The following is a 23,531-nucleotide window of genomic DNA, read 5'->3' as shown; positions in this document are numbered from 1 at the left end:
GCATGGCGCGAAGCGGTCGGATCATCGTGGTCGGTGGCGGGCTCGCAGCGGCCCGGGCCGTCGAATCGGCCCGCGGAGCCGGGTACGAGGGCGAACTCGTCGTCATCGCCGACGAGCCCCGCAGGCCCTACGAGCGGCCGCCGCTGTCGAAGGGCTACCTGCTCGGTACGGATGCCTCGTCGGCGGTGTATCCCCTCGACGCGCGGTGGTATCGCGAACACCGCGTCGAGGTGCGCACCGGCGTGAGCGCCACGTCGGTCCACGTCGACGCGCACACCGTCGAGGCCGGGGGCGAGGTGCTCGGCTACGACCGCCTGCTGCTCGCGACCGGGTCGTCGGCGCGCCGGTTCGCGGGTCCGGGCGCGGGCCTGCGGGGCATCCATCACCTGCGCCGCCTGCCCGACGCGACGGCGCTGCGCCGGGCGCTGCGGCCGGGCGGCCGGCGCGTCGTGCTGGTCGGCGGCGGGTGGATCGGCCTCGAGGTCGCGGCCGCCGCGCGCGAGTACGGCAACGAGGTCACGGTCGTCGCGCGCGGCGTCCCGCTCGCCGGTGCGATCGGCGAGCACCTCGGCCGATCCTTCCAGGCGATGCACGAGGAGCACGGCGTGGTGTTCCGCCGGCCGGCCGCGGTGACGGCGGTCCGGGGTGAGAGCGGTCGCGTCGCGGCCGCGGTGCTCGGCACGGGTGAGCACCTGCCCGCCGACCTCGTCGTGTTCGGCATCGGCGCCACGCCGAACACGCAGCTCGCGGCATCCGCCGGTCTCGAACTGCGCGAGGGCGGCATCGCGACCGACGCCGGCTTCGCGACCAGCGCGCCCGACGTCTTCGCGGCGGGCGACGTGGCCGCGACCTGGAACGACCGGCTCGGCCGGCACCTGCGCGTCGACCACTGGGCGAATGCCGACTCCGGCGGTCGTCTCGCCGGGCGCGCGCTCGCCGGCGAGACCGTGCGCTCAGGCGAGATCCCCTACTTCTTCACCGACCAGTACGACCTCGGCATGGAGTACTCGGGGTACGGCGAACTCGCCGCCGGTGCCGAGCTCGTCATCCGAGGCGACCTCGCGGCGCGCGAGTACGTCGCCTTCTGGCTGGCCGACGGGCGCGTCGTCGCGGGCATGAATGTGAACGTGTGGGACGTGAACGCCGCCGTGCAGCGGCTGATCCGCTCCGAGCGGATCGTGTCGCGCGACGAGCTCGCAGACCCGACCGTGCCGCTCGACGCCCTCGCCGGAGACGTCGCGTGACCGCGTCGGCCCTGGTTCCGGCGCTCGGGCGCCGCGTGATCGGCCCGCGCGAGTTCGACTTCGACCGTCAGGTCGCCGTGATGGCGATCGTGAATCGCACGCCCGACTCGTTCTACGACCGCGGCCGCACCGACGCGCTTCACCTCGCGGTCGACGCCGCACGCCGCGCCGTCGACGACGGGGCCGACTGGGTCGACGTGGGCGGGGCGAAGTTCGCGCCGGGGCCGGCGATCCCCGTCGAGGAGGAGATCGATCGGGTGGTACCGGTCGTGGCCGCGCTCGCCGGCGACGGCGTCGTCATCTCGGTCGACACGTTCCACCCCGAGGTCGCACGTGCCGCGCTCGCGGCCGGCGCCCACGTGATCAACGACACCACGGGCATCCACGACCCGGCGATGGCCGACGTCGTCGCCGAGGCCGGCGCCGTCGTGGTGATCACCCACAGCCTCGCGAAGCCGCGAACGCCGCTCCCGTCGCCGCGCTACGACGACGTGGTCGGCGAGGTCGCGGCGTTCCTGCGCGAGCGCGTGGCGCTCGCCGAGTCGCGGGGCGTGGCATCCGACCGGATCATCGTCGACCCGGGCCACGACCTCAACAAGCACACGCTCGACTCGCTCGAGCTGACCCGGCGACTCCGCGAGGTGACGGCGCTCGGGTATCCGACGCTCGTCGCGCTCTCGAACAAGGACTTCGTCGGCGAGAGCCTCGGCCGGCGCGATCGCAGCCGGCGGGTCGAGGGCTCGATCGCGGCGGCGGTGTACTGCGTCCTGCAGGGGGCGCGGATCGTCCGCGTGCACAACGTCCGTGAGACCGTCGACGCGATGCGCATGGTCGAGGCGATCGAGGGATGGCGCGAGCCGGTGTTCCTCGAGCACAACCGGTGAGCAGATGAGGAGCGCTCCGATGACCGCCGACCGCGAACGACTGCTCGAGGCGTACGCGCCCGCCGACCGGGTGACGCCGCGCATCCGGATGAACTTCGTGATGAGCCTCGACGGCGCCGTCAGCCTCGAGGGGCGCAGCGGCGGCCTCGGCGACGAGAACGACCGGCTCGCGATGCGGGTGCTGCGCACGCTCGCCGACGTCGTGGTCGTCGGCGCCGGAACGGTTCGCACCGAGGGCTACGGCGGCGTCCGCGTCGACGACGAGGATGCCGCGTGGCGCCGCGAGCAGGGACTGACCGACCAGCCCCGCCTCGCGATCGTGTCGTCGGCGCTCGAGCTCGATCCGGGGCATCCGGTGTTCGCGAAGGCCGTCACCCGCCCGCTCGTGGTGACGCATGCGGACTCGCCGGCCGACCGTCGCGCCGCGCTCGCCGACGTCGCCGACGTCCTGGTGTGCGGCGATCGCGCGGTCGACCTGCGAGCCGCGCGCGATGCCTTCGCGGAGGCGGGGCTGCGCCAGGTGCTGTGCGAGGGCGGTCCGCACCTGTTCGGATCGCTCCTCGACGCCGACCTCGTCGACGAACTGTGCCTCAGCCTCAGCCCCCTGCTCGTGGCCGGTGACGCCGGACGCATCGTGCAGGGCGCGGCCGAGCGGGCGCAGCCGATGCGACTGCGGCACGCGATCCCCGCGGGCGACCTGCTGCTGTTGCGCTATGCGCGCGAGACGGGCGGCGCGGAGGCGTGACGCGCGCCGAATGCGCCGAATGCGCCGCGGCGCCGACGTCCGCCGGCTACGCCGCCGCCGCGAGCGTTTGCGCGTCGAGGATCGTGTACGAGTAGCCCTGCTCGGCGAGGAACCGCTGGCGGTTCTGCGCGAAGTCCTGGTCGACGGTGTCGCGCGAGACGAGCGTGTAGAAGTTCGCCGACAGGCCCGACTCCTTGGGACGCAGGAGCCGGCCGAGGCGCTGCGCCTCCTCCTGGCGCGAGCCGAACGAGCCCGACACCTGGATCGCGACGGTGGCCTCGGGCAGGTCGACCGAGAAGTTCGCGACCTTCGAGACGACGAGCACGGGCGTCGTGCCCTCGCGGAACTCCTGGAAGAGCCGCTCGCGTTCGTCGACCGGCGTCGAGCCGGTCAGCTGCGGCGCGTCGAGCGCCTCGGCGAGCTCGTCGATCTGGTCGAGGTACTGGCCGATCACGAGGATGCGCTCGCCGCGGTGGCGTTCGACGAGCTGGCGCACGACGCCGAGCTTGGCCGGCGCGGTGGCCGCGAGCCGGTAGCGCTCGTCATCGGCCGCCGCGGCGTACTGCAGCCGCTCGCCCTGCGGCAGGTCGATGCGCACCTCGTAGCAGGCGGCGGGGGAGATGAAGCCCTGCGCCTCGATCTCCTTCCACGGCGCGTCGAACCGCTTGGGGCCGATGAGGCTGAACACGTCGCCCTCGCGGCCGTCTTCGCGCACGAGCGTCGCGGTCAGGCCCAGCCGGCGCCGCGCCTGCAACTCGGCCGTGAGCTTGAACACCGGCGCGGGCAACAGGTGCACCTCGTCGTAGACGATGAGTCCCCAGTCGAGCGCGTCGAGCAGCGACAGGTGCGCGTACTCGCCCTTCCGCTTCGCGGTGAGGATCTGGTAGGTCGCGATCGTGACCGGCTTGACCTCCTTCACCTGCCCCGAGTACTCGCCGATCTCATCGGCCGTCAGGCTCGTGCGGCGCAGCAGTTCGTCGCGCCACTGGCGCGCCGACACCGTGTTCGTGACGAGGATGAGCGTGGTCGTCTTCGCGGTCGCCATCGCGCCCGCGCCGACGAGCGTCTTGCCCGCACCGCACGGCAGCACGACGACGCCCGAACCGCCCTCGAAGAAGTTGTCGACCGCCTGCTGCTGGTAGCCGCGCAGGTGCCAGCCGTCCTGTTCGAGGTCGATCGGGTGCGGCGTGCCGGGCGTGTACCCGGCGAGGTCTTCGGCCGGCCAGCCGAGCTTGACGAGCTCCTGCTTCAGCGCGCCGCGCGCCCACGGCGCCACGAGGAAGCCCGTGTCGTCGATGCGGTCGGCCAGCAGCGGCGCGATGCGCTTGGCGCCCGACACCTCGGTGAGCACCGCGATGTCGTCGGAGTGCAGGCGAAGCGCGCCGTCGTCGGTGCGGTCGATCACGAGCCGGCCGTACCGCGCGACGGTCTCGCGCATGTCGACCGCGACCGTCTGCGGCACGGGGAAGCGCGCGTAGCGCTCGAGCGTGCCGAGCATGTCCTCGGCGGTGTGGCCGGCGGCCCGCGCGTTCCAGAGGCCGAGCCGCGTGATGCGGTACGTGTGCACGTGCTCGGGGGCTCGTTCGAGCTCGGCGAACACCGCGAGATCGTGCCGCGCATCCTCCGCGAGGGGATGGGCGACTTCGAGGAGCACGGTGCGATCGCTCTGCACGATCAGGGGGCCGTCCGACATGACCGACCAGTCTACGCCCCCTCGGTGGGAGGTCGGCCGCGCGAGGCTACCGGGGCGCGATCACTCCGCCGGAGCCGGCGCGACGGCCGCGATCGCCGACAGCGGCAGCGTGCGCTCGATGTCGGCCTTGCGATCGCGCGCGCGAAGCCGCCCGTTCGCGACGCTCGCCGGGGCGAGCAGGTAGTCGGCGGTCTGGCCGCCCGGCATGCGCACCGTGACCGTGAGGGTCTCCTTCGCGCGTGCGGCGGCCTCGAGCTGCCGCGCGAGCCAGGCGTCTTCGGTCGCCGGCCCGCCCTCGCCGCTCGCGAGACGGTCGAGGAGGTCGGCGAGCGGGTCGGACCGGGTCGCCGGCACCGGCGTCGCGGCGAGCCGGTGTCGCTTGAGTCGCAGGATGCGCCCCTCGGCGTCTTCGGCGGCCACGGGGTACTTGGCGTCGGAGAGGGCCCAGAACACGACGTCGGGCGCGAACCGCGAGAGCAGGCGGTGCTCGCCGCTGCGGCGCAGGGCGAGTGCCGACAGCGACTGGTCGACCTCGAGGGTGCCGATGAGCTGAGCGTCGTCGCTGCGGATCGACGCCCGGGCCGGGGCGTCCGATTCGGGCGCCGCGGCGACGCGAACGCTGCCGAACCGGTGCGACGCCTCGTGCACGAGGTAGTCGAGCGGTTGCGGGACGCCGGTGAGCGAGATCGACTCGAGGAAGGCGCGGATCGACTCGGCCGACTCGCCCGCCGCGAGACCGCGGTTCACGGATGCCGCGCTGACGCGATAGGTCGAGGCCAGGTCGCGGGCCTCGAGGTCGGCGAATCCGCGCAGGCGCGCGTCGATCGACGGCTCGAGCGGACCCGGCGCGACGACCGAGAGGTCGTGCTGCAGGTAGACCCGGTCGACGGGCGGCGGGAACCCGGCGCCGATCTCGGCGCAGGCCCGGTCGAGGTCGCCCGCCACGACCGTGCGCGCGATCTCGAGCGGTTCGCCGGCGACCACGAGCCCGAGGGCCTCGGCCTCGTCGGAGAGCCGCTCGAGCCCCTCGTCGAGCCATCGCCCCCCGGCGGGATAGAGCCACCGCACGTCGTCGCGGAATGCCGAGGCCGAGAGCGTCTCGCTACGTCGGGCGACGAGCTCGCGGAGCGCCGGCGGAATCCGCTCGCGCCAGCACTCGACGAGCCGCTTCCACCGCTCGGGCGCCGGCAGCAGGGCCCACGCACCGCCGAGGTCGGATTCGAGCCAGTAGGCGCCGTCGCGCGCCACGAGGCCGGCCTCGAGGGCGCGTCGGAAGAGCCGCGGCACCTGGTCGAGGTCGGTGGCGGTCGCCTCGGCCAGCCGCTTCGAGTCGGGCAGCGAGAGCCCGCCCTTCGCGAGTTCGCGAGCGGGCTGGATGCCGAGCGCGGAGACCAGTTCGGCGGTCGCCGCGACCGTCGCGAACGCCGCCTCGGAGCCGCGTCGGGCGAGGATCGTGCGGTCGACGCCGTCGACGGGTGCGAGCACGGGCGGGGCGGATGCCGCGAGTTCCGCGGCGGTCGGCAGGTCGTCGCCGAGCCGGGAGCGCAGGCGGGTCGCGACCGGCGAGGGCACCTGGCGGCGCCCGTCGCCGGTGACGATGAGCAGTCGCTGCGAGAGGTCGTCGACGAGGGCGCCGAGGCGGTCGACGATGACTTCGGATGCCTCGAGCCGGTCGAGCTCGGCGGTCAGCTCGTCGTCGGTGAAGGCGCCGTCGGCGCCGGCGATCGCGGAGATGGCCGCGAGCACGGCGAGGTGCGGGCGATCGAGGCGGCTGATCGCGGCGTCGAGCGAGTCGGGCGCGAGCAGCGCCTCGGCGAGGTCGAACTGGTCGCGCACCGACGCGGCGTCGAACTCGCGGAGGCCGAGCGCGCCCGCGAGCTCCTCACGCGACATCGCGCGGAGCCTCGCGGCGAGCTCGAGCATGACCGGGTCAGTCCGTTCCGCGCCGGGCCTCGCGCCGCCGGCGCGCGCCGTTCACGACCAGCAGGACGATGAGGAGGATGAACCCGATCGGCAGGCCGATCAGCGGGAACACGAGGACGATCGGCCAGATGCCCTGCTCGGCCCAGCCGGTGTCGCCCGCATTCGCGAACGAGCCGATCATGACCGCGATGAACGCGATGATCGAGGCCACGACGGTGCCGGCCACCATGTAGGCGAGGACGCGTTCGACGCGATGGTCGGCGATGGGAGCCTGATCAGTCACCATCCCAGCTTATGGCAGCGCGCCGACGGGCGCCCGCGACCTAGACTGGAAGGCGGAGGGCGGACGCTACTGGGCGCCCCGGCAACACGACGAGCGAGGTTCATCGATGCCCACCGGCAAGGTCAAGTTCTACGACGATGAGAAGGGCTTCGGCTTCATCGCCGCCGACGACGGCCAGGAGGTGTTCCTGCACGCCTCCGCGCTTCCGGCCGGAGCCACGGTGCGGGCCGGCACGCGCCTCGAGTTCGGCATCGCCGACGGCAAGCGCGGGGCGCAGGCGCTCTCGGTGCGGGTCCTCGACGCACCCCCGAGCCTCGCCAAGATGCACCGCAAGCCCGCCGACGACATGGCCGTCATCGTGGAAGACCTCGTGAAGGTGCTCGACGGCATCGGCGGCGACCTGCGTCGTGGCCGCTACCCCGACAAGGCGAAGGCGCGCACCGTCGCCGCCGTGCTGCGACGCGTCGCGGACGACCTCGATGCCTGAACCCGACGAGACGGAGTACGTCGAGCAACCCTCGGCGTCCGAGGGCACGCCGGATTCCGCACGGGCTGCCGAGCCCATCGCCGATGACGTGCTGCTCGCCTCGGCGTCGCTCGCGCAGCGGGCCCTGCTCGAGACGACGCCGCCCGAGACGGTCGGCAGCGTCATCGGCCACATCGTCGAGGGCGACCGCGTGCTGACGTTGCTCTTCGCCGCCGACCTGCCGGGCTACCGCGGGTGGCACTGGAGCGTGACCATCGCGCGCGTCGACGACGGCGAGCCGACCGTGCTCGAGACCGAGCTCATGCCGGGCGAGCAGGCACTGCTGGCGCCCGAGTGGGTGCCGTGGTCGGAACGGCTCGCCGACTATCGCGCCGCACAGGCGGCCGCCGAGGCGGCCGCCGAGACCGAGGAACGCGACGGGTCGGGCGACGACGGTTCCGGCGACGGTTCCGGCGACGGGGCGGATGCGGGCGACGACCTCGACGACGACGCGCTGGGCGACGCCGACGGATACGAGTCCGAATTCGACGACGAGTTCGATGACGACGATGACGACCACGATGACGACGACCACGCCGACGACGTCTTCGACGGCATCGACATCGACGCGCTCGACGACTCTCCGTCGGATGATGAAGCCGACGACGAAGACGCCGGCGACGACGCCGCAGACGGTGAGGAACCGGGCGACGACGAGGGCCCTCAGCGCCCCGACGACGCCTGACCGGCCGACCGTCGCTCGGCGGCGGCCCGCCTGCTGCGGTGGAGCTGCACGAAGACGAGGCCCCCGACGCCGATCGCGAAGCCGATGATGGCCATCGGCAGGAGCCATCCGTAGCCGGCTTCGGCGCTCTCGACGCGGAACCACCAGGCGACGCCGATGGCGACCAGCCACGCGGCCGTGCCGACCGCGACCGCCTTCCTGGCGTCGGCGCGCGCCGGCTCGGGGTCGGGCCGGCGCTCGTCTTCGCTGAGCCAGAAGCGCACGCGGCTCAGTCCAGGTGCTCGAGCACGTAGTCGATCGACGCGGTGAGCGCGCGGACGTCGTCGGGCTCGATCGCGGTGAACGTCGCCACGCGCAGCTGGTTGCGGCCGAGCTTGCGGTAGGGCTCGGTGTCGACGACGCCGTTCTCGCGGAGCACCTTCGCGATGCGCGAGGCATCCGTCTGCTCGTCGAAATCGATCGTGACGACCACCTGCGAACGGTCGGCGACGTCGGCGACGAACGGCGTCGCGACGGCAGATGCCTCGGCCCAGTCGTAGAGCACGCCCGAGGACTCGCGCGTGCGGGCGTCGGCCCACGCGAGGCCGCCCGACGCGAGCATCCACTCGATCTGGCTCTCGAGCAGCAGCAGCGTGGCGAGCGCCGGCGTGTTCAGCGTCTGGTCGAGCCGCGAGTTGTCGACGGCCTGCTTCAGGGACAGGAAGTCGGGGATGTAGCGGTCGGTGGCCGCGAGGCGCTCGACGCGTTCGATCGCGGCGGGGGAGAGCAGCGCGAACCAGATGCCGCCGTCTGCGGCGAAGTTCTTCTGCGGCGCGAAGTAGTAGGCGTCGAACTCGGCCGGGTCGACGAGGATGCCGCCCGCGGCGCTCGTCGCGTCGACGACCGTGAGCGCGCCCGCGTCGCCGGCGACGCGGCGGACCGGCGCGGCGACGCCCGTGGAGGTCTCGTTCTGCGGCCAGCCGTACACGTCGACGCCCGCGACCGGCTCGGCCCCGACCCGAGTGCCGGGAGCGGCGGTGCGGACGTCGGGTGCTTCGAGCCAGGGTGCGGCGGCGGCCTTCGCGAACTTGGCGCCGAATTCGCCGAACGAGTTCAGCTGCGCGCGGCGCTCGATGAGGCCTGCGGCGGCCATGTCCCAGAAGGCGGTCGAGCCGCCGTTGCCGAGGACGACCTCGTACCCGTCGGGCAGCGAGAAGAGGTCGGCGAGCCCGCGGCGGATGCGGCCCACGAGCTGCTTGACGGGCGCCTGCCGGTGCGACGTGCCGAGCAGTCGCGGGCCCTCGGCGGCGAGGTGCGCGAGCTGCTCCGGCCGGACCTTGGAGGGCCCGCAGCCGAATCGACCGTCGGCGGGCAGCAGGTCACTGGGGATCACGAGGCTCGGCATGCGCACGAGTCTAGCGAGGCACCCCCGACCGGTAGGCTGGATGACGGGCTGCGACAGGGAGGGACACCGGTGACCGATCTCATCGACACGACGGAGATGTATCTCCGCACCATCCTCGATCTCGAGGAGGAGAACATCGTGCCGCTGCGTGCCCGGATCTCGGAGCGCCTGGGTCACTCGGGCCCCACCGTCTCGCAGACGGTCGCCCGCATGGAGCGCGATGGACTGGTCGTGGTGTCGGGCGATCGGCACCTCGAGCTCACCCCCGAGGGCCGCAGCAAGGCCGTGCACGTGATGCGCAAGCACCGGCTGGCCGAGCGGCTGCTCGCCGACGTCATCGGGCTCGACTGGGAGTTCGTCCACGACGAGGCATGCCGCTGGGAGCATGTGATGAGCGAGCAGGTCGAGCGGCGGCTGATCGACATCCTCGGCCACCCCACGCATTCGCCCTACGGCAACCCCATTCCCGGGCTCGAAGAGCTGGGGCTGCCCCCGGCGCAGCCGTTCATGTCGGGTGTCCGCAACCTCGTCGTGGCCCTCGACGATTCAGGCTCGCCCGTGCGCGGCGTCGTGCGCCGGCTCGGCGAGCCGGTGCAGTTCGACCCCGAGCTGCTCGCGCAGTTCAAGCAGGCGGGCATCATGCCCGGGGCATCGGCGACGTTCACCGAGCAGGGCGGGTACGTGCTCGTCGAGGTCGACGGCGTCGAGGGCGGCCTCGAGCTGCCCATCGAGGTCGCGGGCCACCTCTTCATCGCCGAGTGACGGGACCGCGCCTCGCGACGGATCCACCCCTCCACAGACCGTCCCAGCGCAAGGTTTTCAACCGCACCGTTATCGGGATGTGACATTCGGGTATTCCTCGCGTATCCTCGGTCGAGTCCTCCGGCAGCAGCCAGCCGGCGGGAACGAAGATCGGGACGCCTCCTCAGGGCCCACCGCTCGATCCGGAACCCGTGAACGCGCCGTGAGCGCATCCAGGTGGGGCGACCTTCGGGGAGCAGGCGACGGAGGTACCCTCTTGGCTCGTTCCCCCAGGCGTCGCATCAGCGGCACCAGCCCACGCAAGTCCCGAATCACCGACATCCGCCCCCGCAAGCGCCCGGCTTCGCAGGAGCTCGCCGTCGCCGCGGACGCCCCAGCCACCGCTTCTCGGCCGACGCCCGAGGTCACGGCATCGCTGCCGTCGACCCGGCGCCTGCGCCGCGGCGGCCTCGCGAACGTGACGGTGATCGCGGTCTCCGCCGGTCTCGTCGGCACGCTCGCGATCCCGGCGTACGCGATGTCGCCCGACCAGGTCGGCCCCCAGTTCGCGCAGTCCGAGCAGGCTCGCCTGACCAAGGCCGCGGCGCAGTCGGTCGAGGTGGCCGACGACGTGATCGCCGCGCCGGTCGCGAAGGACGGCATCACCGCCGTCACCGGCGAGTCGATCCGCGCGGCGGAGGCCGCGGCCGCCGCCGAGGCCGCCGCAGCCGCGGCGCGTGCCGCCGCGGAGGCGCAGATGACCTCGTACGCGGCGTCGTACAGCGGCCCGGCGGTCTCCGACCTGCTCGCGAACCCGCCGTACCCGAGCTACGACCTCGCGAGCGTCTACAACGTGGCGACGCAGTACATCGGCACGCCGTACGTCTACGGCGGGGCGACCCCCGCGGGCTTCGACTGCTCGGGCTTCGTCATGTACGTCTTCGCGCAGTTCGGCATCTCGATGCCCCACTCCTCGGCCGGTCAGGGCGCCATGGGCACCCCGATCGCCGAGTCGGCGGCCGTGCCAGGCGACCTCGTCATCATGTCGGGGCACGACGGCTTCTACGCCGGCAACGGCATGATCCTGCACGCGCCGTACGAGGGCGCCTCGGTCCGGGTGCAGCCCATCTGGACCAGCTCCTACGAGATCGTCCGCATCGGGATCTGATCGCCGGATCGTCGCGGCCCGCCCTGCGGATCCGCGGCATCCGAGCGGTGAACATCGCGTGACACGAGCCTGTGAATGGTGCGCCGGAGACCTCCGGCGCACCATTCGTCGCGTAGCCTGTCCGTGACGAACCGCGAACCGGGAACGGAGCGAGGGTGATGATCGACGCGTGGGGCATCCATTCCGCGGATGCGCGCGCGCTCTACGATCAGCGCCGCAGCAGTCGGGCGCGCGGGCACCGGGTCACCCGGAGCCACCGCGAGCCGCATGCCGACGGGCACTGTCCACTGGACAGTGCCCGTTCTTCGTTTCCGGGGCAGTCGAAGCGAGTGTCCTCCGCGCGCGGTCCGTCGTCCTGTTCACGCGGCTGGAAGCCATCCAGCTCCGATCGAGAGGCACCCCATGCGCACCCTCGTGCTCAACGCCGGATATGAACCGCTCGCCATCGTCTCGTTCAAGCGGGCGCTCCTGCTCGTCATGCACGACAAGGCGACCGTGATCCTGCACGACGAGGAGCACCCGGTGCTCGGTACGAGCGGCGAATGGGACAGACCGAGCGTCATCGTGCTGACCCGGTACGTGCGGCCCCCGCGCGTGCAGCGCGTTCCCGTGAGCCGGCGCGGCGTGCTGCGGCGCGACGAGCACCGGTGCGCGTACTGCGGCGGATCCGCCGCCACGATCGATCACGTGCTGCCGCGCTCGCGCGGCGGACGCGACACCTGGGAGAACCTCGTCGCGTGCTGCCTCCGCTGCAACAACGTGAAGGGCGACCACACGCCCGCTGAGATGGGCTGGCAGTTGCGGTTCACGCCCGGGATGCCCCACGGCCGCAGCTGGGTGGTGCGGGGCTTCGAGCGCCCGCTGCCGCAGTGGAGCGAATTCCTCCAGGCCGCGTGAGTCGTGACACGCGCGGCGACGTGCCCTATGGTGGACTGAGTCCGGCGCGCCCCCTGCACCGTGACGAGACAGTTCGCCCGTCGTGCGCATGTCGCGCACGCGGGTCCCGGAGGTCCACTACGTGAGCGGTGACGTGACGAACGGCGTGCAGCCGTCGAGCAGGGCAGCACGCCGCGCGGCCGAAGCCGCGGCCTCGTCCACGCGTCCGAGGGCATCGATGCCGCGGCCCGCCGCCCCGGTTCGTACCGCCTTGCCGCCCGCGGCGCCGTCCAGCCGCACGGTTCGGCGCAACGGCCCGGTCCGCGCGCTCGCGGCCATCCTCGTCGTGCCGGCGATCATCGGCACCGTGGCGCTGCCCGCGTACGCCTTGGCGCCGGGCAGCGCCGGATTCGGCAACTCCGACCGCTTCAACCTCACACGGGCCCAGGCCCAAGACGTCGACGTGTCGGACGCGGCGAACGCCGCGGCCCTCTCGGCCGACGGCTACGCGGTCACCACGAAGGTCCAGATCGACGAGGCGGCCGAGGCCGCCGAGCGTTCGGCTGCGGCGAGCCTCGTCAACCGGCCGGGCGCCTACTACACGCCCGCCCAGCAGGCCGAGGGCGACGACTATCCCTGGTGGAACGAGACGCCCGACGACTACGGCGGCGGACTGTCGCCGCTGCGCTACTACTTCCGCGAGTGCGTGGACTTCGTCGCCTGGCGCATGAACCGCGACGCCGGCGTGACGAGCCCGCCGTGGAAGTGGGATTGGTCGAACCTCGCCTCGGGCAGCGCCTACGCCTGGGCCGACGAGTGGGTCGCGCGCGGCCGGGCCACCAGCAGCGAGCCGATCGTGGGCGCGGTCGCCTGGTTCCCGTACAACCACGTGGCCTACGTGCAGGCGGTCAACGGCGACGGCACGATCACGATCGAGGAATACAACCAGAACTCCGATCACTCGTACCACGTGCGCACCATTCCGGCGAGCTCGGCGATCTACCTCTACCCGCCCGCCTGACGCTCTCCCGCGGAGCGGGTGAACGAGACGCGATTGTCGACGACATGGCGAATCGCGCACCGCGAGTTGGACGACTCGGCCAATGCCCCCGATCGTGACCTCCCGGTAGCGTGGGAGCATTCCACACAGGGACAGGTGACGGCGATGACGCAGCCCATGGACGAAGCACGACACGAGGAGATCGGGTTCGTCGACGAGCTCGCGCCCGCCACCTCGGCCATCGTCATCCTCGGCTACAACTAGCCGACGCCGACGCCGACGGCATCGGGTCGGCGCAACCGCGGGTACGGCTGCGGGCGCGGCGGCCGGCGGCGTCCGGTCACGGCATACGGGCGAGGCATCCCGGCGCCGGCGTCGCGATCGTGTCGACCACGCGCGTCGGCACGCCCTCGTCGAGCGCGACGATCGCGATCGAGTCCGACGCCTGATCGGCGACCAGCGCGAAGCGCTCGTCGTGCGTCAGGTGGAGGTCTCGCGGATGCCTCCCGCCGGTCGATACCGCGCGGATGTGCTCGAGGGTGCGCGAGGCCTCGTCGAAGCGCAGGGCGACGAGCGCGTCGGCGTCGCGATCGCCGATGAGCACGGTGCCCCAGCGTGTGAGGCGGATCGCGGAGAGGCCGAGGCCGCGCGGCTCGACGGCGGCGTCGACGGCGAAGGCCCCGACCTCGCGACCCAGCGCGAGGTCGATGAGGCTCGCGGTGCGGTCCAGTTCGTTCGCGACCACGCCGAGGTCGCCGGCGATGACGAGGTGGCGCGGACCCGCCCCTGCGTGGATCGGCACGTCGGACGCGCCGTCGTGCTCGAGCCGGTCGGGGAGGCCGGCGAGGCCCACCGAACGGATGCGGTCGGCGCCGAGGTCCGGCACGAGCACCCGGTTGCGGGCGCCGTCGAGCACCGCCTGGTGCGGGTGCGACGACTCCTGGCGTCCGGTGTCGGGACCGCTGCCCGCGAAGGTCGTCGCGCGCACGGGTGTTCCGGCATCGGGGGTCGCGGCGTGCGCGGTGAGCCGGCCGCCCGAGTAGTTCGCGGCGAAGAGCCAGCGGCCCGCCTCGTCGAACGCGAGGTGGCAGGGGTCGGCGGCATCCGTCGGCTGCGGCTCGCCGAACGCCCGCAGGGCGTCGCCCTCGACCGTCCACGTCGATACGAGACCCTCCGACTGCTCGTGCACGATGCCCATGAGGCCCGATGCCGGCGAGATCGCGAGGTACATGGGGTTCGGGCCGACGTCGACGGGCTCCCCGAGGTGCCACGAGCCGTCGTTCGCGACGTCGAGCGGGCGGATGCCCCGTGCCGGCGAGCCGAGCGCGCCCGTCGTGGACGCTCCCACCCAGAACCTCGTGGACCGCGTCTCCGGCATGCTCGCTCCTCCCGCGGCTGCGCCGCGCTCCCGGGCGCCCGCGCGCCGCAGAACACGCTACCGCCAGCCGGTAGACTCCTGTGGTCAGCCTCTGTAGCTCAATGGAAGAGCAGTTCCGTCCTAAGGAAAGGGTTGGGGGTTCGAGTCCCTCCAGGGGCACTTCGACCAGGATGGGCCGTTCGCGGCCGGCGGCACGCCCGCGTGCTGACGGGGTCGCGTCAACCCGGTTGCCGAGTCGGCCGGGCGCGTGCGAACCTGAGGCATCCGGTGCGAACGACGACCGGACGACGGGGGACCCGATGGGCAAGCTCAGCTACGATTCGACGCTCGGCGTCGACTTCGACGACCGGGTGCTCGCGCACCTCCAGTTGGTGATCGGTGCGAAGCTGCGCCGCAGCGAGTCCTTCTTCTTCAGCTGGCGCGACGACCCGGCGATCGGTGACGGCCGGAGCTCGCTGTGGATGCATCCGACGATCCCGCTGGTGTTCAAGTACGCCGGCGGGCGCCCGCCGTCGATCAATCGGGCCTGGATCGAGGCGCTCATGGAGACCGCGAACGCGCCCTCGGGCCTGGTCATCGTGCCCGAGCCCACCGCAGGCTCGACGACGCCCTCGGCGGAGGGCGAGCGATGAAGCGCGTCAACGTGCTCTACGACGGCCACCAGTACTCCGTCGGCGAGGCCGAGGTCGAGGCGCTCAAGGAGGCGGTCACCGAGGCCTATCGCTCGGGCGGGCCCTCCTGGGTCACGCTGAACCTCGGCGAGGGCCGACCGCAGCCGGCCGAACTCCTGATCGGCCCGGGCATCCCGATCAGCGTCGTGCCGATCCCGGCCGACGACTGACCCGACGACCGACGACTGACCCGACGACCGAGCGAGTCGACCACGGACGTCCGCGGCTCAGGGCTCGGGCAGCTCGTATTCGCCGGTCAGGCTCGTCGGGTCGGTCGCATCGGCGTCACGGGTGTCGGGCTCCACGAGCGGGTGCGGTTCGAGCCGCGAGATCTCCCGGTTCACCATCGCGAGGGTGTCCTCGTCGACGAGGTCGTCCTCGCCCGCGAGGTGTTCGCTGACCAGTTGGCTCGCCGGCCCCAGGAGCAACCTGGCCGTGATGTGGCCGCCGTCGTTGCCGACGACGGGGATCTCCACCGATGCGGCGGTTCGTTGCTTGGCCAGTACGGCGGCGTAACGCAGGAGCGCCTCGGCGATCGCGTCGCCGGTGACGAGCTCCCCGCCCGCATAGTGGATCCGATGCATCCGGCCCCTCCAGGCTCGGCCTAGTCCCAGTCGACGGTGTGGGTCCAGCCGGCGAGGTAGGCGCGTTCGTTCTCGGTCAGTCGCATGGCGCCGAGCGGCACCGGGCGGTCCAGTTCGCACAGTTCGAGGATCCGTCGCACGATCACGCGGCGCAGCGGTGCGCGCGGGTTCTCGAGGATCTCCCGCTGCAGCGGGCGTTCGAGCATGGGCCACCACACCCCGATCGGCGGCAGGATGCTCGTGGACTGCGTCCGTTCGGGGGCCGGGGGTTCGGCGATGGTCATCGGGACCACCTCCGGCTTCCCGCTGCGGCGACCTCAGGTCGGTGGCGTGACATCATGGCTCCTTCGTCGGGGTCGGCTCCTGAGAGATCCGGGAATCCGCCCATCAACGACCGTAGGCGCGGCCTCCGCAACGGGGCAGGGGATTGACCGGCCAGAAACCGGATGCTACCCATGACGGATGGACCTCCCGGTGATGCCGCCCGTCGCGCCCATGCTCGCGAAATCGGTCAAGGAGATCCCCGACGTCGGGCACGTCGAGCCGAAGTGGGACGGATTCCGCACGATTGTGTTCCGCGACGGCGACGAGGTCGAATTGGGCAGCCGCAACGAGCGCCCGATGACCCGGTACTTCCCCGAACTCGTCGAGTCGCTGAAGGCGGAATTGCCCGACCGCTGCGTCGTCGACGGCGAGATCATCCTCGCGATCGACGGACGGCTCGAGTTCGAGGCCCTCCAGCAGCGCATCCATCCGGCGGCGAGCCGGGTGCGCATGCTCGCCGAGCGCACGCCGGCGTCCTTCGTCGCGTTCGACCTGCTCGCCCTCGGCGACGAGGACCTCACGGGCCGGCCGTTCGGCGAGCGCCGCCGCCTGCTCGAGCAGGCGCTCGCCGAGGCATCCGACCCGGTCTTCATCACGCCGGCCACCGGTGACCCGGTCGTCGCGCGCGACTGGTTCTCCCGGTTCGAGGGTGCGGGCCTCGACGGCGTCGTCGCCAAGCCGCTCGACGGCACCTACCAGCCCGACAAGCGCACGATGTTCAAGATCAAGCACGACCGAACGGCCGACTGCGTGGTGGCGGGCTTCCGCTGGCACAAGAGCGGGGGCATCGTCGGGTCGCTGCTGCTCGGGCTCTACGGCGACGACGGCCGGCTGCACCACGTCGGCGTCGCCGCGTCGTTCCCGATGGCCCGGCGGGCGAGCCTCGTCGCCGAGCTCGAGCCGCTCGTCGAGGACGACCTGTCGAGGCATCCATGGGGCGAGTGGGCCGACCAGGAGGCGCACGCGTCGACACGCATGCCGGGGGCCGTCAGCCGGTGGAGCGCCGGCAAGAACCTGTCGTTCGTGCCGCTTCGGCCCGAGCTCGTCGTCGAGGTCGCCTATGACCAGATGGAGGGCGACCGGTTCCGGCACACCGCCCAGTTCCGCAGGTGGCGACCCGATCGGGATGCCTCGAGCTGCACCTACGACCAACTCGAGGAGCCGACGGCACTCGACCTCGGGGAGATCCTGCCGCTCGGGCGCTGACCGGTTCGGACGCCGACCGGTTCAGAGGACCGCGCGAAGCCCGGCCGAATGCGCCGTGTGGTGCTCGAACACGAGGTTGGTCTCGGTGAGGGCGACCGCCGGATTCGCCGAGAGGTTCTTCAGCACGAACTGGCGCACGTGCTCGCTGTCGCGCACGCGGACGTGGATCAGGAAGTCCTCGGTGCCGCCCAGGAAGAAGAGCTGCGCGACCTCGGGCTCGCGCCGCAGGTCATCGGAGATCTGCTCCATCAGGTGTCGGGCGCCCGGCCGGATGCGAACGCTCACGAGGGCCTGCAGGGTGAAGCCCAGCGCCGCCGGGTTGATCTCGGCGGTGTAGCGGACGATGACCCCGCGTTCGCGCAGGGAGCGGACCCGGGCGAGGCAGGTGGAGGGGGAGACGCCGACGCGCTTCGCGAGATCGACGTTCGGGATCCGCGCATTTTCGTGCAGCAGGGCGACGATCTGCCGGTCGACCGCGTCGAGCCCGTACGGGTTCGACGTCGCGCTGATCTGCGGCGCATCGGTCATCGTGGGGTCCTCTGTCGAACAATCGAATGAATACTCGGCAGTCTATCGAACAGAATGCGGTCAGGCTTTCGTTGCGACGAACGACGCGCGACGATGGAGGCATCCCGCCACCACAGCATTCGGAGATCGCCATGCACATCGGAGTGCCCGCAGAGGTCAAGAACAACGAGTTCCGCGTCGCCATGACCCCCGCCGGCGCGCACGCGCTCACCCAGCGCGGCCATCGTGTCGACATCCAGGCGGGTGCCGGCCTCGGTGCCGGCTATGCCGACGAGGAGTATGCCGCAGCCGGTGCGACGATCGTCGCGACCGCGTCGGAGGCCTGGTCGGCCGAACTCGTGCTCAAGGTCAAGGAACCGATCGAGCAGGAGTACGGGTTCCTCCGCGAGGACCTCACGCTCTTCACCTACCTCCACCTCGCGGCCGACCTGCCGCTCACGCGCGCGATCCTCGACTCGGGCGTCACGGCCATCGCCTACGAGACCGTCCAGCTCGCCGACCGGTCGCTGCCGCTGCTGACGCCCATGTCGGAGGTCGCCGGGCGGCTCGCACCGCAGGTCGGCGCGGCGTCGCTGCACGCGTCGCACGGCGGACGCGGCGTGCTCCTCGGCGGCGTGCCCGGCACGTCTCCCGCGAAGGTGGTCGTCATCGGCGGCGGCGTCGCGGGCGAACAGGCCGCCCAGACCGCGCTCGGCCTCGGCGCCGACGTCACCGTGCTCGACATCTCGCTGCCCAAGCTCCGGGAGATCGACGACCGGTACGGCCACCGCATCAAGACCCTCGCCTCGTCGCCCTACGAGATCGCGCGCCAGGTGAAGGACGCCGACCTCGTCATCGGTGCGGTGCTCGTGCCCGGCGCCGCCGCGCCGAAGGTCGTCACCGACGCGATGGTCGCGCAGATGAAGCCCGGCGCGGTGCTCGTGGACATCGCGATCGACCAGGGCGGATGCTTCGAGGGCTCGCACCCGACGACGCACGCCGACCCGACCTACCGGGTCCACGACGCGATCTTCTACTGCGTCGCGAACATGCCCGGCGCCGTGCCGGCGACCTCGACGCCCGCCCTGACCAACGCGACGCTGCCGTACGCGACGAAGATCGCCGACCTCGGCTGGCAGGCCGCGCTCGCCGAGGACGCAGCGCTCGCGAAGGGGCTCAACGCGACCGGCGGCCGGCTCACGAACGAAGGCGTCGCCGCGGCGCACGGGCTCGAGTTGCAGGGCGCCTGAGCGGCGCCCGCTCCTGAGCGGCGCTCGCGCCGCCGACCCGCCGGCTCAGTCGGCCGAGGTGGTCACCGGGAGCCCGGCCCGGTACCAGCCGACGATGCCCCCGTCGATGTTGACCGCATCGACGCCCTGGGCGGCGAGGTACTGCGTCGCCTGGGCACTGCGCCCGCCGACGGCGCAGAGGAGGTACACCGTGCGATCGCGCGGCACCTCGTCGACGCGCGAGACGAGCTCGCCGAGCGGGATGTGCACCGCGCCGTCGATGCGCGCCCGCGCGACCTCGTCGGCCTCGCGCACGTCGATGATGTAGGCGTCGTCGACGGCGTGGGCGTCGACGGGGGAGATGGTCTGCACGGCGGGTCCTCCTGATCGGGCGGATGCCCCAAGGCTACGGAGCATCCCGAGCGGGTCCAAAACGACGCTTCGCGGCGAAGTTGCACGCTTCCGGCGCATCCGGCACGTATCCTCCCAGTGTGCCGCGGCTCGATCGGAACCCTGACGAGGAGGAAACGCTTCCTCCCGAGTCGGATGCCGCCGCCGACGATCTCACCCCGGAAGCCATGAGCCAGCATCACACCAGCCCAGACGGCATCAGCGTCGGCGACCCGACGCTGGTCGCCGGGAACGTCGCCGATCCCGCCCGTTCCCGCTGGCTCGCGGAGCTGGCCGCGGTCGGCGGCCGCTCGCCGCTCGTGCGGTTCGTCGACACGCCGCGCACGCGCATCGAGCTGTCGACGACGCATCCGGGCGGGCTGCCGCAGTTCATCACCGGGAAGTCGACGCTGCTGTCGAGCCTCATCCGCGACGAGCTGGCGCTGCGCAACGCGAAGGTCGCCGCCGCGGAGATCACGCAGAAGGGTATCGAGCTGCGCTCGGTCCGCGGCATCGAGTCGGTGCATCTCGCGATCGGCCTGGCGAACTGGCGCAACGACGGCGAGGAATTCCTGGCCCCGGTGCTGCTGCGGCCGCTCGCCATCCGCCGCTACGGGCGGGATTTCGAGCTGAAGCTCAAGGGCCAGCCCTTCCTCAACCCGGCGCTCGCCCGCGAGTTGCGTGCGCAGTTCCAGATCACGCTCGACGCCGACGCGTTCGTCGCGCTCGCGATCTCGAACGGTGTCTTCAAGCCGCAACCGGTGATCGACCGGCTCCGTGGGCTCACCTCGCACCTCCCGTGGTTCCGCGTGGCGCCGAGGCTCGTCGTGTCGAGCTTCGCCGAGGTCGGCCCGGCGATGGCCGCCGACGCCGCCGACCTCGAGCACCCGGTCATCGACGCGATCGCCGGCAACCCGTCGGCGCGGGCCGCGCTCGCGGCGGCGCGTGGCGAGCCCGCGACGATCGTGCCGCAGGATCAGCGCCCGCCCCAGGGCGACCGCCTGCTGCTCGACGCCGACCCCGAACAGGAACAGGTCGTCGCCGAGATCGAGGCCGGGGCATCCCTCGTCGTGAAGACGCTGCCCGGCACCGGCGGCACCCAGACGATCGTGAACGCGGTCGGCGCGCTCGTCGCCAAGAACCAGCGCGTGCTCGTCGTCGGCGCGCGCCGGGCGAGCCTCGACGGCATCGCGCACCGGCTCGGCCAGGTCGGTCTCGCGGGCGCGGCGGTCACGACGAACGGCCTGCGACGCGAGCTGATCCAGTCCATCTCGCGCAATGAGAAGGCCGAGCGGCCGCGGGTCGCCGACGTCGACGACGCGCTCGTTCGGCTGCGCAAGGTGCTGCTCGACTACCGCTCGTCGCTGACCCGGCGCGACCCCGCGCTCGGGGCATCCGTGCTCGACGCCCTCGTCGAGCTCTCGCGACTCGCCCTGGTGCAGCCGGCCCCCCACACGACCGCCCGCCTCGACCACGACTGCCTCGTGCGCATCGCCGGGAAGCGCCCCGAGGTGGCACGCGACCTGGTGCGCGCCGCAGCGCTCGGCGAGTTCAAGTACGGCCCGGGCGACTCGCCCTGGTACGGCGCCGCGTTCGAGACGGCCGCCGAGTCCGAGGCCGCGCACGCGCTCGCGAAGCGACTGCACCGCACCGAGGTGCCGCGACTGCTCGAACGAGGCCGCGCCCTCATCGCGCAGACGCGGCTTCGCCAGTTCGAGTCGGTCGCCGAGCTCGGCGTCTTCCTGCGACTGCTGCTCGACGTGCGCGACACGCTCGACCGGTTCCGCCCGTCGGTGTTCGACCGGCCGCTCGGCGAACTCATCGCCGCGACCGGCTCGCGCCGCGATTCGCCGGGGATGTCGGGGGCGAACCGCCGACGACTGCGGCGGCACGCGCTCGAGTTCGTGCGCCCGGGCGTGCACGTGACCGACCTGAATGCGGCGCTCCGTGGCATCCAGCAGCAGCGCACGCTCTGGCAGCGTTACTCCGAGGCGGGAGCGACCCCGGGCGTTCCCGTCGGCATCGACGATGTCCGGGTCGCGTTCCAGACCGTCGCCAGCGACCTCGCGTCGCTCGACCGCCCGCTCGGGCTCGCCGGAACGCCGCGCCAGCTCGCGGCGCGCCCGATCCGCGAGCTCACGAGCCTGCTCGCGGGCCTCGCCGCCGACTCCGACGTGCTCGCGCACCTCCAGGAACGCACGGCGCTGCTCGCTCGGCTGCGCGACCTCGGCCTCGACCCGCTCCTGCGCGACCTGTCGGAACGGCATGTGCTCGAGCACCAGGTCGCCGACGAGCTCGAGCTCGCCTGGTGGCAGTCCATGCTCGAGGGCGTGCTCGCGAGCGACAAGGCGCTGCTCGGCGCGAACACGCAGGTGCTCGATCGCCTCGAGGCCGACTTCCGCCTGGTCGACGAGGCGCACGCCTCGGCGAGCGGGCCGCTCGCCGCCTGGCGCCTCGCCGAGAACTGGAACGTCGCGCTCGTCGACCACCCCGACGAGGCGGAGCGACTCAAGCGGATGCTCCGCTCCGACCGGGTGCGCCCGGCCGAACTGCACGAGGCCGCGCCCACCCTGCTGCGCGCGCTCGCGCCGGTCTGGCTCGCGTCGCCGTACGAGGTCGAGCGCATCTCCGACCGCATCGCCTTCGACGCGGTGGTGCTCGTCGACGCCGGCGCGACCACCATCGCCGAGAACCTCGGCGCCATCCGGCGCGCGAAGCAGGTCGTCGCCTTCGGCGACCCGGTCACCCAGACCCCCACGCTCTTCGAGACCGGCATCGACGACCGCGATCGCGTGGCCGGCGGCGCCGGCACCGAGCTCGGCGTCGACGCGCTGCACGCCGATTCGGCCCTCGCCCGCCTCGGCGAGCTGCTGCCGACCATGACGCTGACCCGCAGCTACCGGGCGGGCGGCGAGGACCTCGCCGAGCTCGTCAACCGCCGCTTCTACGGCGGGCGCATCCAGTCGCACCCGTGGGCCGGAAGCTTCCTCGGCCACGGCAGCCTCCGCCTGCACTACGTCGACGGCAACGGCCTGCCCGACCCGCTGACGGGTACGGTCGAGAGCCTCGACCAGGAGGTCGGCAAGGTCGTCGAACTCGTCATGGAGCACGCCGTGAAGCGCCCGCGCGAGTCGCTCATGGTCATCACGGCGAGCCCGCGGCACGCCGCGCGCGTGCACCAGGCCGTGCTGGCGGCGTTCGCGAAGCGGCGCGACCTGTCGGAGTTCCTGCTGAAGGATCGCGCGGAGCCGTTCACGGTGCTCACCCTCGAGCAGGCGGTGGCGCAGAGCCGCGACCGCGTCGTGTTCTCGGTCGGCTACGGGCGCACGCCGCACGGCCGGCTGCTGTCGAACTTCGGTGCGCTCGGCGAACCCGGCGGCGACCGCCTGCTCGCGGTCGGCATGACCCGGGCGCGGCGTTCGATGGACGTCATCTCGGCCTTCCGGCCCGACCACATCGACGAGGAGCGCCAGTCGCACGGCGTGCTCGCGCTCGCGCAGGTGCTGAGCCAGACGGAGGAGCGCCAGGCGCGCGACGCCGCCGGCACCGCGCCCGACGCCATGCTCGTCGATCTCGCCGCGCGGCTCGAGCGCCGCGGCGTCCGCGTGAAGCTCGACTACCGCGGCAGCCTCGCGCTCGCCGCGGCGCACGCGGGCAAGGCCGTCGTCGTCGAGACGGATGCCGCCCTCGCCGGACAGAGCCTGCGCGAGTCGCTGCGCCTTCGCCCCGACGTGCTGCGCCGGCTCGGCTGGCACTACCTGCGCGTGCACAGCTTCGAACTGTTCGGCAACCCCGACGCGGTCGCGAACCGCGTCGCCAGCCTCCTCGGCAAGCCCGAGGAGGAGCCGGCCGCGCGCGCCGCCTCATGACCGGCGACCGTTCGGATGCCCCGTCGGGCGAGCCCGCCCCGCGCCAGCGCGTCGAGCGGGCGGCCGGCCGAGCGCGTCGTGCGAAGCTCACGCCGGCTCCGGGCAGCGACCCGTCGCCCGAGCCGGCGGTGCCGGGCGAGGACGACGCCGAGTCGCGCGGTCGCGGCCGTGGCGGCCACGACGACGAGCGCATCACGCGCGAGCGGCCGCCGCACTGGTAG

Annotated in this window: 25 protein-coding genes and 1 tRNA gene; 16 read left to right on the top strand and 10 right to left on the bottom strand. The window is 72.5% G+C overall.

The window, feature by feature from the left end:
- Nucleotides 1–2 precede the first annotated feature (2 nt).
- The 3 genes from GE115_RS14220 (at nucleotide 3) to GE115_RS14210 (ending at nucleotide 2,873) form a co-directional block, all read left to right on the top strand.
- On the top strand, nucleotides 3–1,244 hold the full coding sequence (locus GE115_RS14220) for an NAD(P)/FAD-dependent oxidoreductase (protein ID WP_153685449.1): 1,242 nt from the start codon (nucleotides 3–5) through the stop codon (nucleotides 1,242–1,244).
- A gap of 80 nt (nucleotides 1,245–1,324) precedes the next feature.
- Nucleotides 1,325–2,128, top strand: coding sequence for a dihydropteroate synthase (folP, locus tag GE115_RS14215; protein ID WP_153685533.1), 804 nt, complete (start codon nucleotides 1,325–1,327; stop codon nucleotides 2,126–2,128).
- Nucleotides 2,129–2,147: 19 nt separating this feature from the next.
- On the top strand, nucleotides 2,148–2,873 hold the full coding sequence (locus GE115_RS14210) for a pyrimidine reductase family protein (RefSeq protein ID WP_172979940.1): 726 nt from the start codon (nucleotides 2,148–2,150) through the stop codon (nucleotides 2,871–2,873).
- A gap of 46 nt (nucleotides 2,874–2,919) precedes the next feature.
- On the opposite strand, the gene GE115_RS14205 is transcribed toward GE115_RS14210, so the two are convergent.
- Genes GE115_RS14205 through GE115_RS14195 form a run of 3 tightly spaced genes read right to left on the bottom strand, consistent with a single transcriptional unit; the run spans nucleotide 2,920 to nucleotide 6,772 of the window.
- On the bottom strand, nucleotides 2,920–4,566 hold the full coding sequence (locus tag GE115_RS14205; protein ID WP_153685447.1) for a DNA repair helicase XPB: 1,647 nt from the start codon (nucleotides 4,564–4,566) through the stop codon (nucleotides 2,920–2,922).
- A gap of 60 nt (nucleotides 4,567–4,626) precedes the next feature.
- Nucleotides 4,627–6,459 (bottom strand): helicase-associated domain-containing protein, encoded by a 1,833-nt coding sequence (locus GE115_RS14200; protein ID WP_172979938.1) that lies wholly within the window; start codon nucleotides 6,457–6,459, stop codon nucleotides 4,627–4,629.
- A gap of 37 nt (nucleotides 6,460–6,496) precedes the next feature.
- Entirely contained in the window at nucleotides 6,497–6,772 is a 276-nt protein-coding gene (locus GE115_RS14195; protein WP_153685445.1) for a hypothetical protein, read from the bottom strand.
- Between the two features lie 106 nt (nucleotides 6,773–6,878).
- Between GE115_RS14195 and GE115_RS14190 the strand changes: the two genes are divergently transcribed.
- A complete protein-coding gene (locus tag GE115_RS14190; RefSeq protein WP_153685444.1) occupies nucleotides 6,879–7,259 on the top strand; it encodes a cold-shock protein in 381 nt (126 codons plus the stop codon).
- Entirely contained in the window at nucleotides 7,252–7,983 is a 732-nt protein-coding gene (locus GE115_RS14185; RefSeq protein ID WP_153685443.1) for a DUF3027 domain-containing protein, read from the top strand. Before GE115_RS14190 ends, GE115_RS14185 begins: the two co-directional genes overlap by 8 nt.
- Here the strand turns inward: GE115_RS14185 and GE115_RS14180 are convergent.
- Together GE115_RS14180 and serC are read right to left on the bottom strand one after the other, a co-directional pair.
- Nucleotides 7,962–8,246: a DUF2530 domain-containing protein gene (locus GE115_RS14180; RefSeq protein ID WP_172979936.1), complete on the bottom strand. Its 285-nt coding sequence runs from the start codon at nucleotides 8,244–8,246 to the stop codon at nucleotides 7,962–7,964. The two genes, GE115_RS14185 and GE115_RS14180, sit on opposite strands and share 22 nt — an antisense overlap.
- Before the next feature lie 5 nt (nucleotides 8,247–8,251).
- On the bottom strand, nucleotides 8,252–9,367 hold the full coding sequence (gene serC, locus GE115_RS14175) for a phosphoserine transaminase (protein ID WP_153685442.1): 1,116 nt from the start codon (nucleotides 9,365–9,367) through the stop codon (nucleotides 8,252–8,254).
- A gap of 69 nt (nucleotides 9,368–9,436) precedes the next feature.
- Here serC and GE115_RS14170 point away from each other — a divergent pair, with 69 nt between their 5' ends.
- The 4 genes from GE115_RS14170 to GE115_RS19125 all read left to right on the top strand — a co-directional run bounded on the left by GE115_RS14170 (nucleotide 9,437) and on the right by GE115_RS19125 (nucleotide 13,173).
- Nucleotides 9,437–10,129: an iron-dependent transcriptional repressor DtxR gene (locus GE115_RS14170; protein ID WP_312855193.1), complete on the top strand. Its 693-nt coding sequence runs from the start codon at nucleotides 9,437–9,439 to the stop codon at nucleotides 10,127–10,129.
- Between the two features lie 256 nt (nucleotides 10,130–10,385).
- Nucleotides 10,386–11,276: a C40 family peptidase gene (locus GE115_RS14165; protein ID WP_246190809.1), complete on the top strand. Its 891-nt coding sequence runs from the start codon at nucleotides 10,386–10,388 to the stop codon at nucleotides 11,274–11,276.
- A 402-nt stretch (nucleotides 11,277–11,678) separates the two neighbouring features.
- Nucleotides 11,679–12,173, top strand: coding sequence for an HNH endonuclease (locus tag GE115_RS14160; RefSeq protein WP_153685441.1), 495 nt, complete (start codon nucleotides 11,679–11,681; stop codon nucleotides 12,171–12,173).
- A gap of 121 nt (nucleotides 12,174–12,294) precedes the next feature.
- Complete coding sequence (locus tag GE115_RS19125) at nucleotides 12,295–13,173, top strand: CHAP domain-containing protein (protein WP_153685440.1); 879 nt, start codon at nucleotides 12,295–12,297, stop codon at nucleotides 13,171–13,173.
- Between the two features lie 319 nt (nucleotides 13,174–13,492).
- On the opposite strand, the gene GE115_RS14150 is transcribed toward GE115_RS19125, so the two are convergent.
- Nucleotides 13,493–14,530, bottom strand: coding sequence for a lactonase family protein (locus GE115_RS14150; protein ID WP_153685439.1), 1,038 nt, complete (start codon nucleotides 14,528–14,530; stop codon nucleotides 13,493–13,495).
- 87 nt (nucleotides 14,531–14,617) lie between these two features.
- Between GE115_RS14150 and GE115_RS14145 the strand changes: the two genes are divergently transcribed.
- The 3 genes from GE115_RS14145 (at nucleotide 14,618) to GE115_RS14135 (ending at nucleotide 15,371) form a co-directional block, all read left to right on the top strand.
- Nucleotides 14,618–14,689: transfer RNA gene (locus tag GE115_RS14145), tRNA-Arg, on the top strand.
- Nucleotides 14,690–14,829: 140 nt separating this feature from the next.
- Entirely contained in the window at nucleotides 14,830–15,162 is a 333-nt protein-coding gene (locus tag GE115_RS14140) for a DUF7882 family protein (protein ID WP_153685438.1), read from the top strand.
- Complete coding sequence (locus GE115_RS14135; RefSeq protein ID WP_153685437.1) at nucleotides 15,159–15,371, top strand: hypothetical protein; 213 nt, start codon at nucleotides 15,159–15,161, stop codon at nucleotides 15,369–15,371. The genes GE115_RS14140 and GE115_RS14135 overlap by 4 nt, the downstream gene beginning before the upstream one ends.
- Before the next feature lie 57 nt (nucleotides 15,372–15,428).
- Here the strand turns inward: GE115_RS14135 and GE115_RS14130 are convergent, their stop codons facing one another.
- Both GE115_RS14130 and GE115_RS14125 read right to left on the bottom strand, forming a co-directional pair.
- Nucleotides 15,429–15,785, bottom strand: coding sequence for a hypothetical protein (locus GE115_RS14130; RefSeq protein WP_153685436.1), 357 nt, complete (start codon nucleotides 15,783–15,785; stop codon nucleotides 15,429–15,431).
- Nucleotides 15,786–15,805: 20 nt separating this feature from the next.
- Nucleotides 15,806–16,069, bottom strand: coding sequence for a hypothetical protein (locus GE115_RS14125; protein ID WP_153685435.1), 264 nt, complete (start codon nucleotides 16,067–16,069; stop codon nucleotides 15,806–15,808).
- Between the two features lie 178 nt (nucleotides 16,070–16,247).
- On the opposite strand from GE115_RS14125, the gene GE115_RS14120 reads away from it, so the two are divergent.
- Entirely contained in the window at nucleotides 16,248–17,315 is a 1,068-nt protein-coding gene (locus tag GE115_RS14120; protein WP_153685434.1) for an ATP-dependent DNA ligase, read from the top strand.
- A gap of 21 nt (nucleotides 17,316–17,336) precedes the next feature.
- On the opposite strand, the gene GE115_RS14115 is transcribed toward GE115_RS14120, so the two are convergent.
- Complete coding sequence (locus GE115_RS14115) at nucleotides 17,337–17,843, bottom strand: Lrp/AsnC family transcriptional regulator (protein ID WP_153685433.1); 507 nt, start codon at nucleotides 17,841–17,843, stop codon at nucleotides 17,337–17,339.
- A 131-nt stretch (nucleotides 17,844–17,974) separates the two neighbouring features.
- On the opposite strand from GE115_RS14115, the gene ald reads away from it, so the two are divergent.
- A complete protein-coding gene (ald, locus tag GE115_RS14110) occupies nucleotides 17,975–19,072 on the top strand; it encodes an alanine dehydrogenase (protein ID WP_153685432.1) in 1,098 nt (365 codons plus the stop codon).
- Between the two features lie 45 nt (nucleotides 19,073–19,117).
- On the opposite strand, the gene GE115_RS14105 is transcribed toward ald, so the two are convergent.
- Entirely contained in the window at nucleotides 19,118–19,423 is a 306-nt protein-coding gene (locus tag GE115_RS14105) for a rhodanese-like domain-containing protein (RefSeq protein ID WP_312855192.1), read from the bottom strand.
- Between the two features lie 206 nt (nucleotides 19,424–19,629).
- On the opposite strand from GE115_RS14105, the gene GE115_RS14100 reads away from it, so the two are divergent.
- Nucleotides 19,630–23,310, top strand: coding sequence for an AAA family ATPase (locus GE115_RS14100; RefSeq protein ID WP_246190808.1), 3,681 nt, complete (start codon nucleotides 19,630–19,632; stop codon nucleotides 23,308–23,310).
- A complete protein-coding gene (locus GE115_RS14095) occupies nucleotides 23,307–23,531 on the top strand; it encodes a hypothetical protein (protein WP_153685429.1) in 225 nt (74 codons plus the stop codon). The genes GE115_RS14100 and GE115_RS14095 overlap by 4 nt, the downstream gene beginning before the upstream one ends.

It is taken from the genome of Agromyces agglutinans (assembly GCF_009647605.1).
GTDB classification, from domain to species: domain Bacteria; phylum Actinomycetota; class Actinomycetes; order Actinomycetales; family Microbacteriaceae; genus Agromyces; species Agromyces agglutinans.
The sequence above is the reverse complement of the archived record's forward strand: the minus strand, read 5'-3'. Positions and strand labels throughout refer to the sequence as shown.

Bases quoted from the DNA above. Each gene is read 5' to 3' on its own strand.
- GE115_RS14220 (WP_153685449.1), top strand. From the start codon at position 3: ATGGCGCGAAGCGGTCGGATCATCGTGGTCGGTGGCGGGCTCGCAGCG.
- folP (WP_153685533.1), top strand. From the start codon at position 1,325: ATGGCGATCGTGAATCGCACGCCCGACTCGTTCTACGACCGCGGCCGC.
- GE115_RS14210 (WP_172979940.1), top strand. From the start codon at position 2,148: ATGACCGCCGACCGCGAACGACTGCTCGAGGCGTACGCGCCCGCCGAC.
- GE115_RS14205 (WP_153685447.1), bottom strand. From the start codon at position 4,566: ATGTCGGACGGCCCCCTGATCGTGCAGAGCGATCGCACCGTGCTCCTC.
- GE115_RS14200 (WP_172979938.1), bottom strand. From the start codon at position 6,459: ATGTCGCGTGAGGAGCTCGCGGGCGCGCTCGGCCTCCGCGAGTTCGAC.
- GE115_RS14190 (WP_153685444.1), top strand. From the start codon at position 6,879: ATGCCCACCGGCAAGGTCAAGTTCTACGACGATGAGAAGGGCTTCGGC.
- GE115_RS14185 (WP_153685443.1), top strand. From the start codon at position 7,252: ATGCCTGAACCCGACGAGACGGAGTACGTCGAGCAACCCTCGGCGTCC.
- serC (WP_153685442.1), bottom strand. From the start codon at position 9,367: ATGCCGAGCCTCGTGATCCCCAGTGACCTGCTGCCCGCCGACGGTCGA.
- GE115_RS14160 (WP_153685441.1), top strand. From the start codon at position 11,679: ATGCGCACCCTCGTGCTCAACGCCGGATATGAACCGCTCGCCATCGTC.
- GE115_RS14150 (WP_153685439.1), bottom strand. From the start codon at position 14,530: ATGCCGGAGACGCGGTCCACGAGGTTCTGGGTGGGAGCGTCCACGACG.
- GE115_RS14140 (WP_153685438.1), top strand. From the start codon at position 14,830: ATGGGCAAGCTCAGCTACGATTCGACGCTCGGCGTCGACTTCGACGAC.
- GE115_RS14135 (WP_153685437.1), top strand. From the start codon at position 15,159: ATGAAGCGCGTCAACGTGCTCTACGACGGCCACCAGTACTCCGTCGGC.
- GE115_RS14130 (WP_153685436.1), bottom strand. From the start codon at position 15,785: ATGCATCGGATCCACTATGCGGGCGGGGAGCTCGTCACCGGCGACGCG.
- GE115_RS14125 (WP_153685435.1), bottom strand. From the start codon at position 16,069: ATGACCATCGCCGAACCCCCGGCCCCCGAACGGACGCAGTCCACGAGC.
- GE115_RS14120 (WP_153685434.1), top strand. From the start codon at position 16,248: ATGGACCTCCCGGTGATGCCGCCCGTCGCGCCCATGCTCGCGAAATCG.
- GE115_RS14115 (WP_153685433.1), bottom strand. From the start codon at position 17,843: ATGACCGATGCGCCGCAGATCAGCGCGACGTCGAACCCGTACGGGCTC.
- ald (WP_153685432.1), top strand. From the start codon at position 17,975: ATGCACATCGGAGTGCCCGCAGAGGTCAAGAACAACGAGTTCCGCGTC.
- GE115_RS14100 (WP_246190808.1), top strand. From the start codon at position 19,630: ATGAGCCAGCATCACACCAGCCCAGACGGCATCAGCGTCGGCGACCCG.
- GE115_RS14095 (WP_153685429.1), top strand. From the start codon at position 23,307: ATGACCGGCGACCGTTCGGATGCCCCGTCGGGCGAGCCCGCCCCGCGC.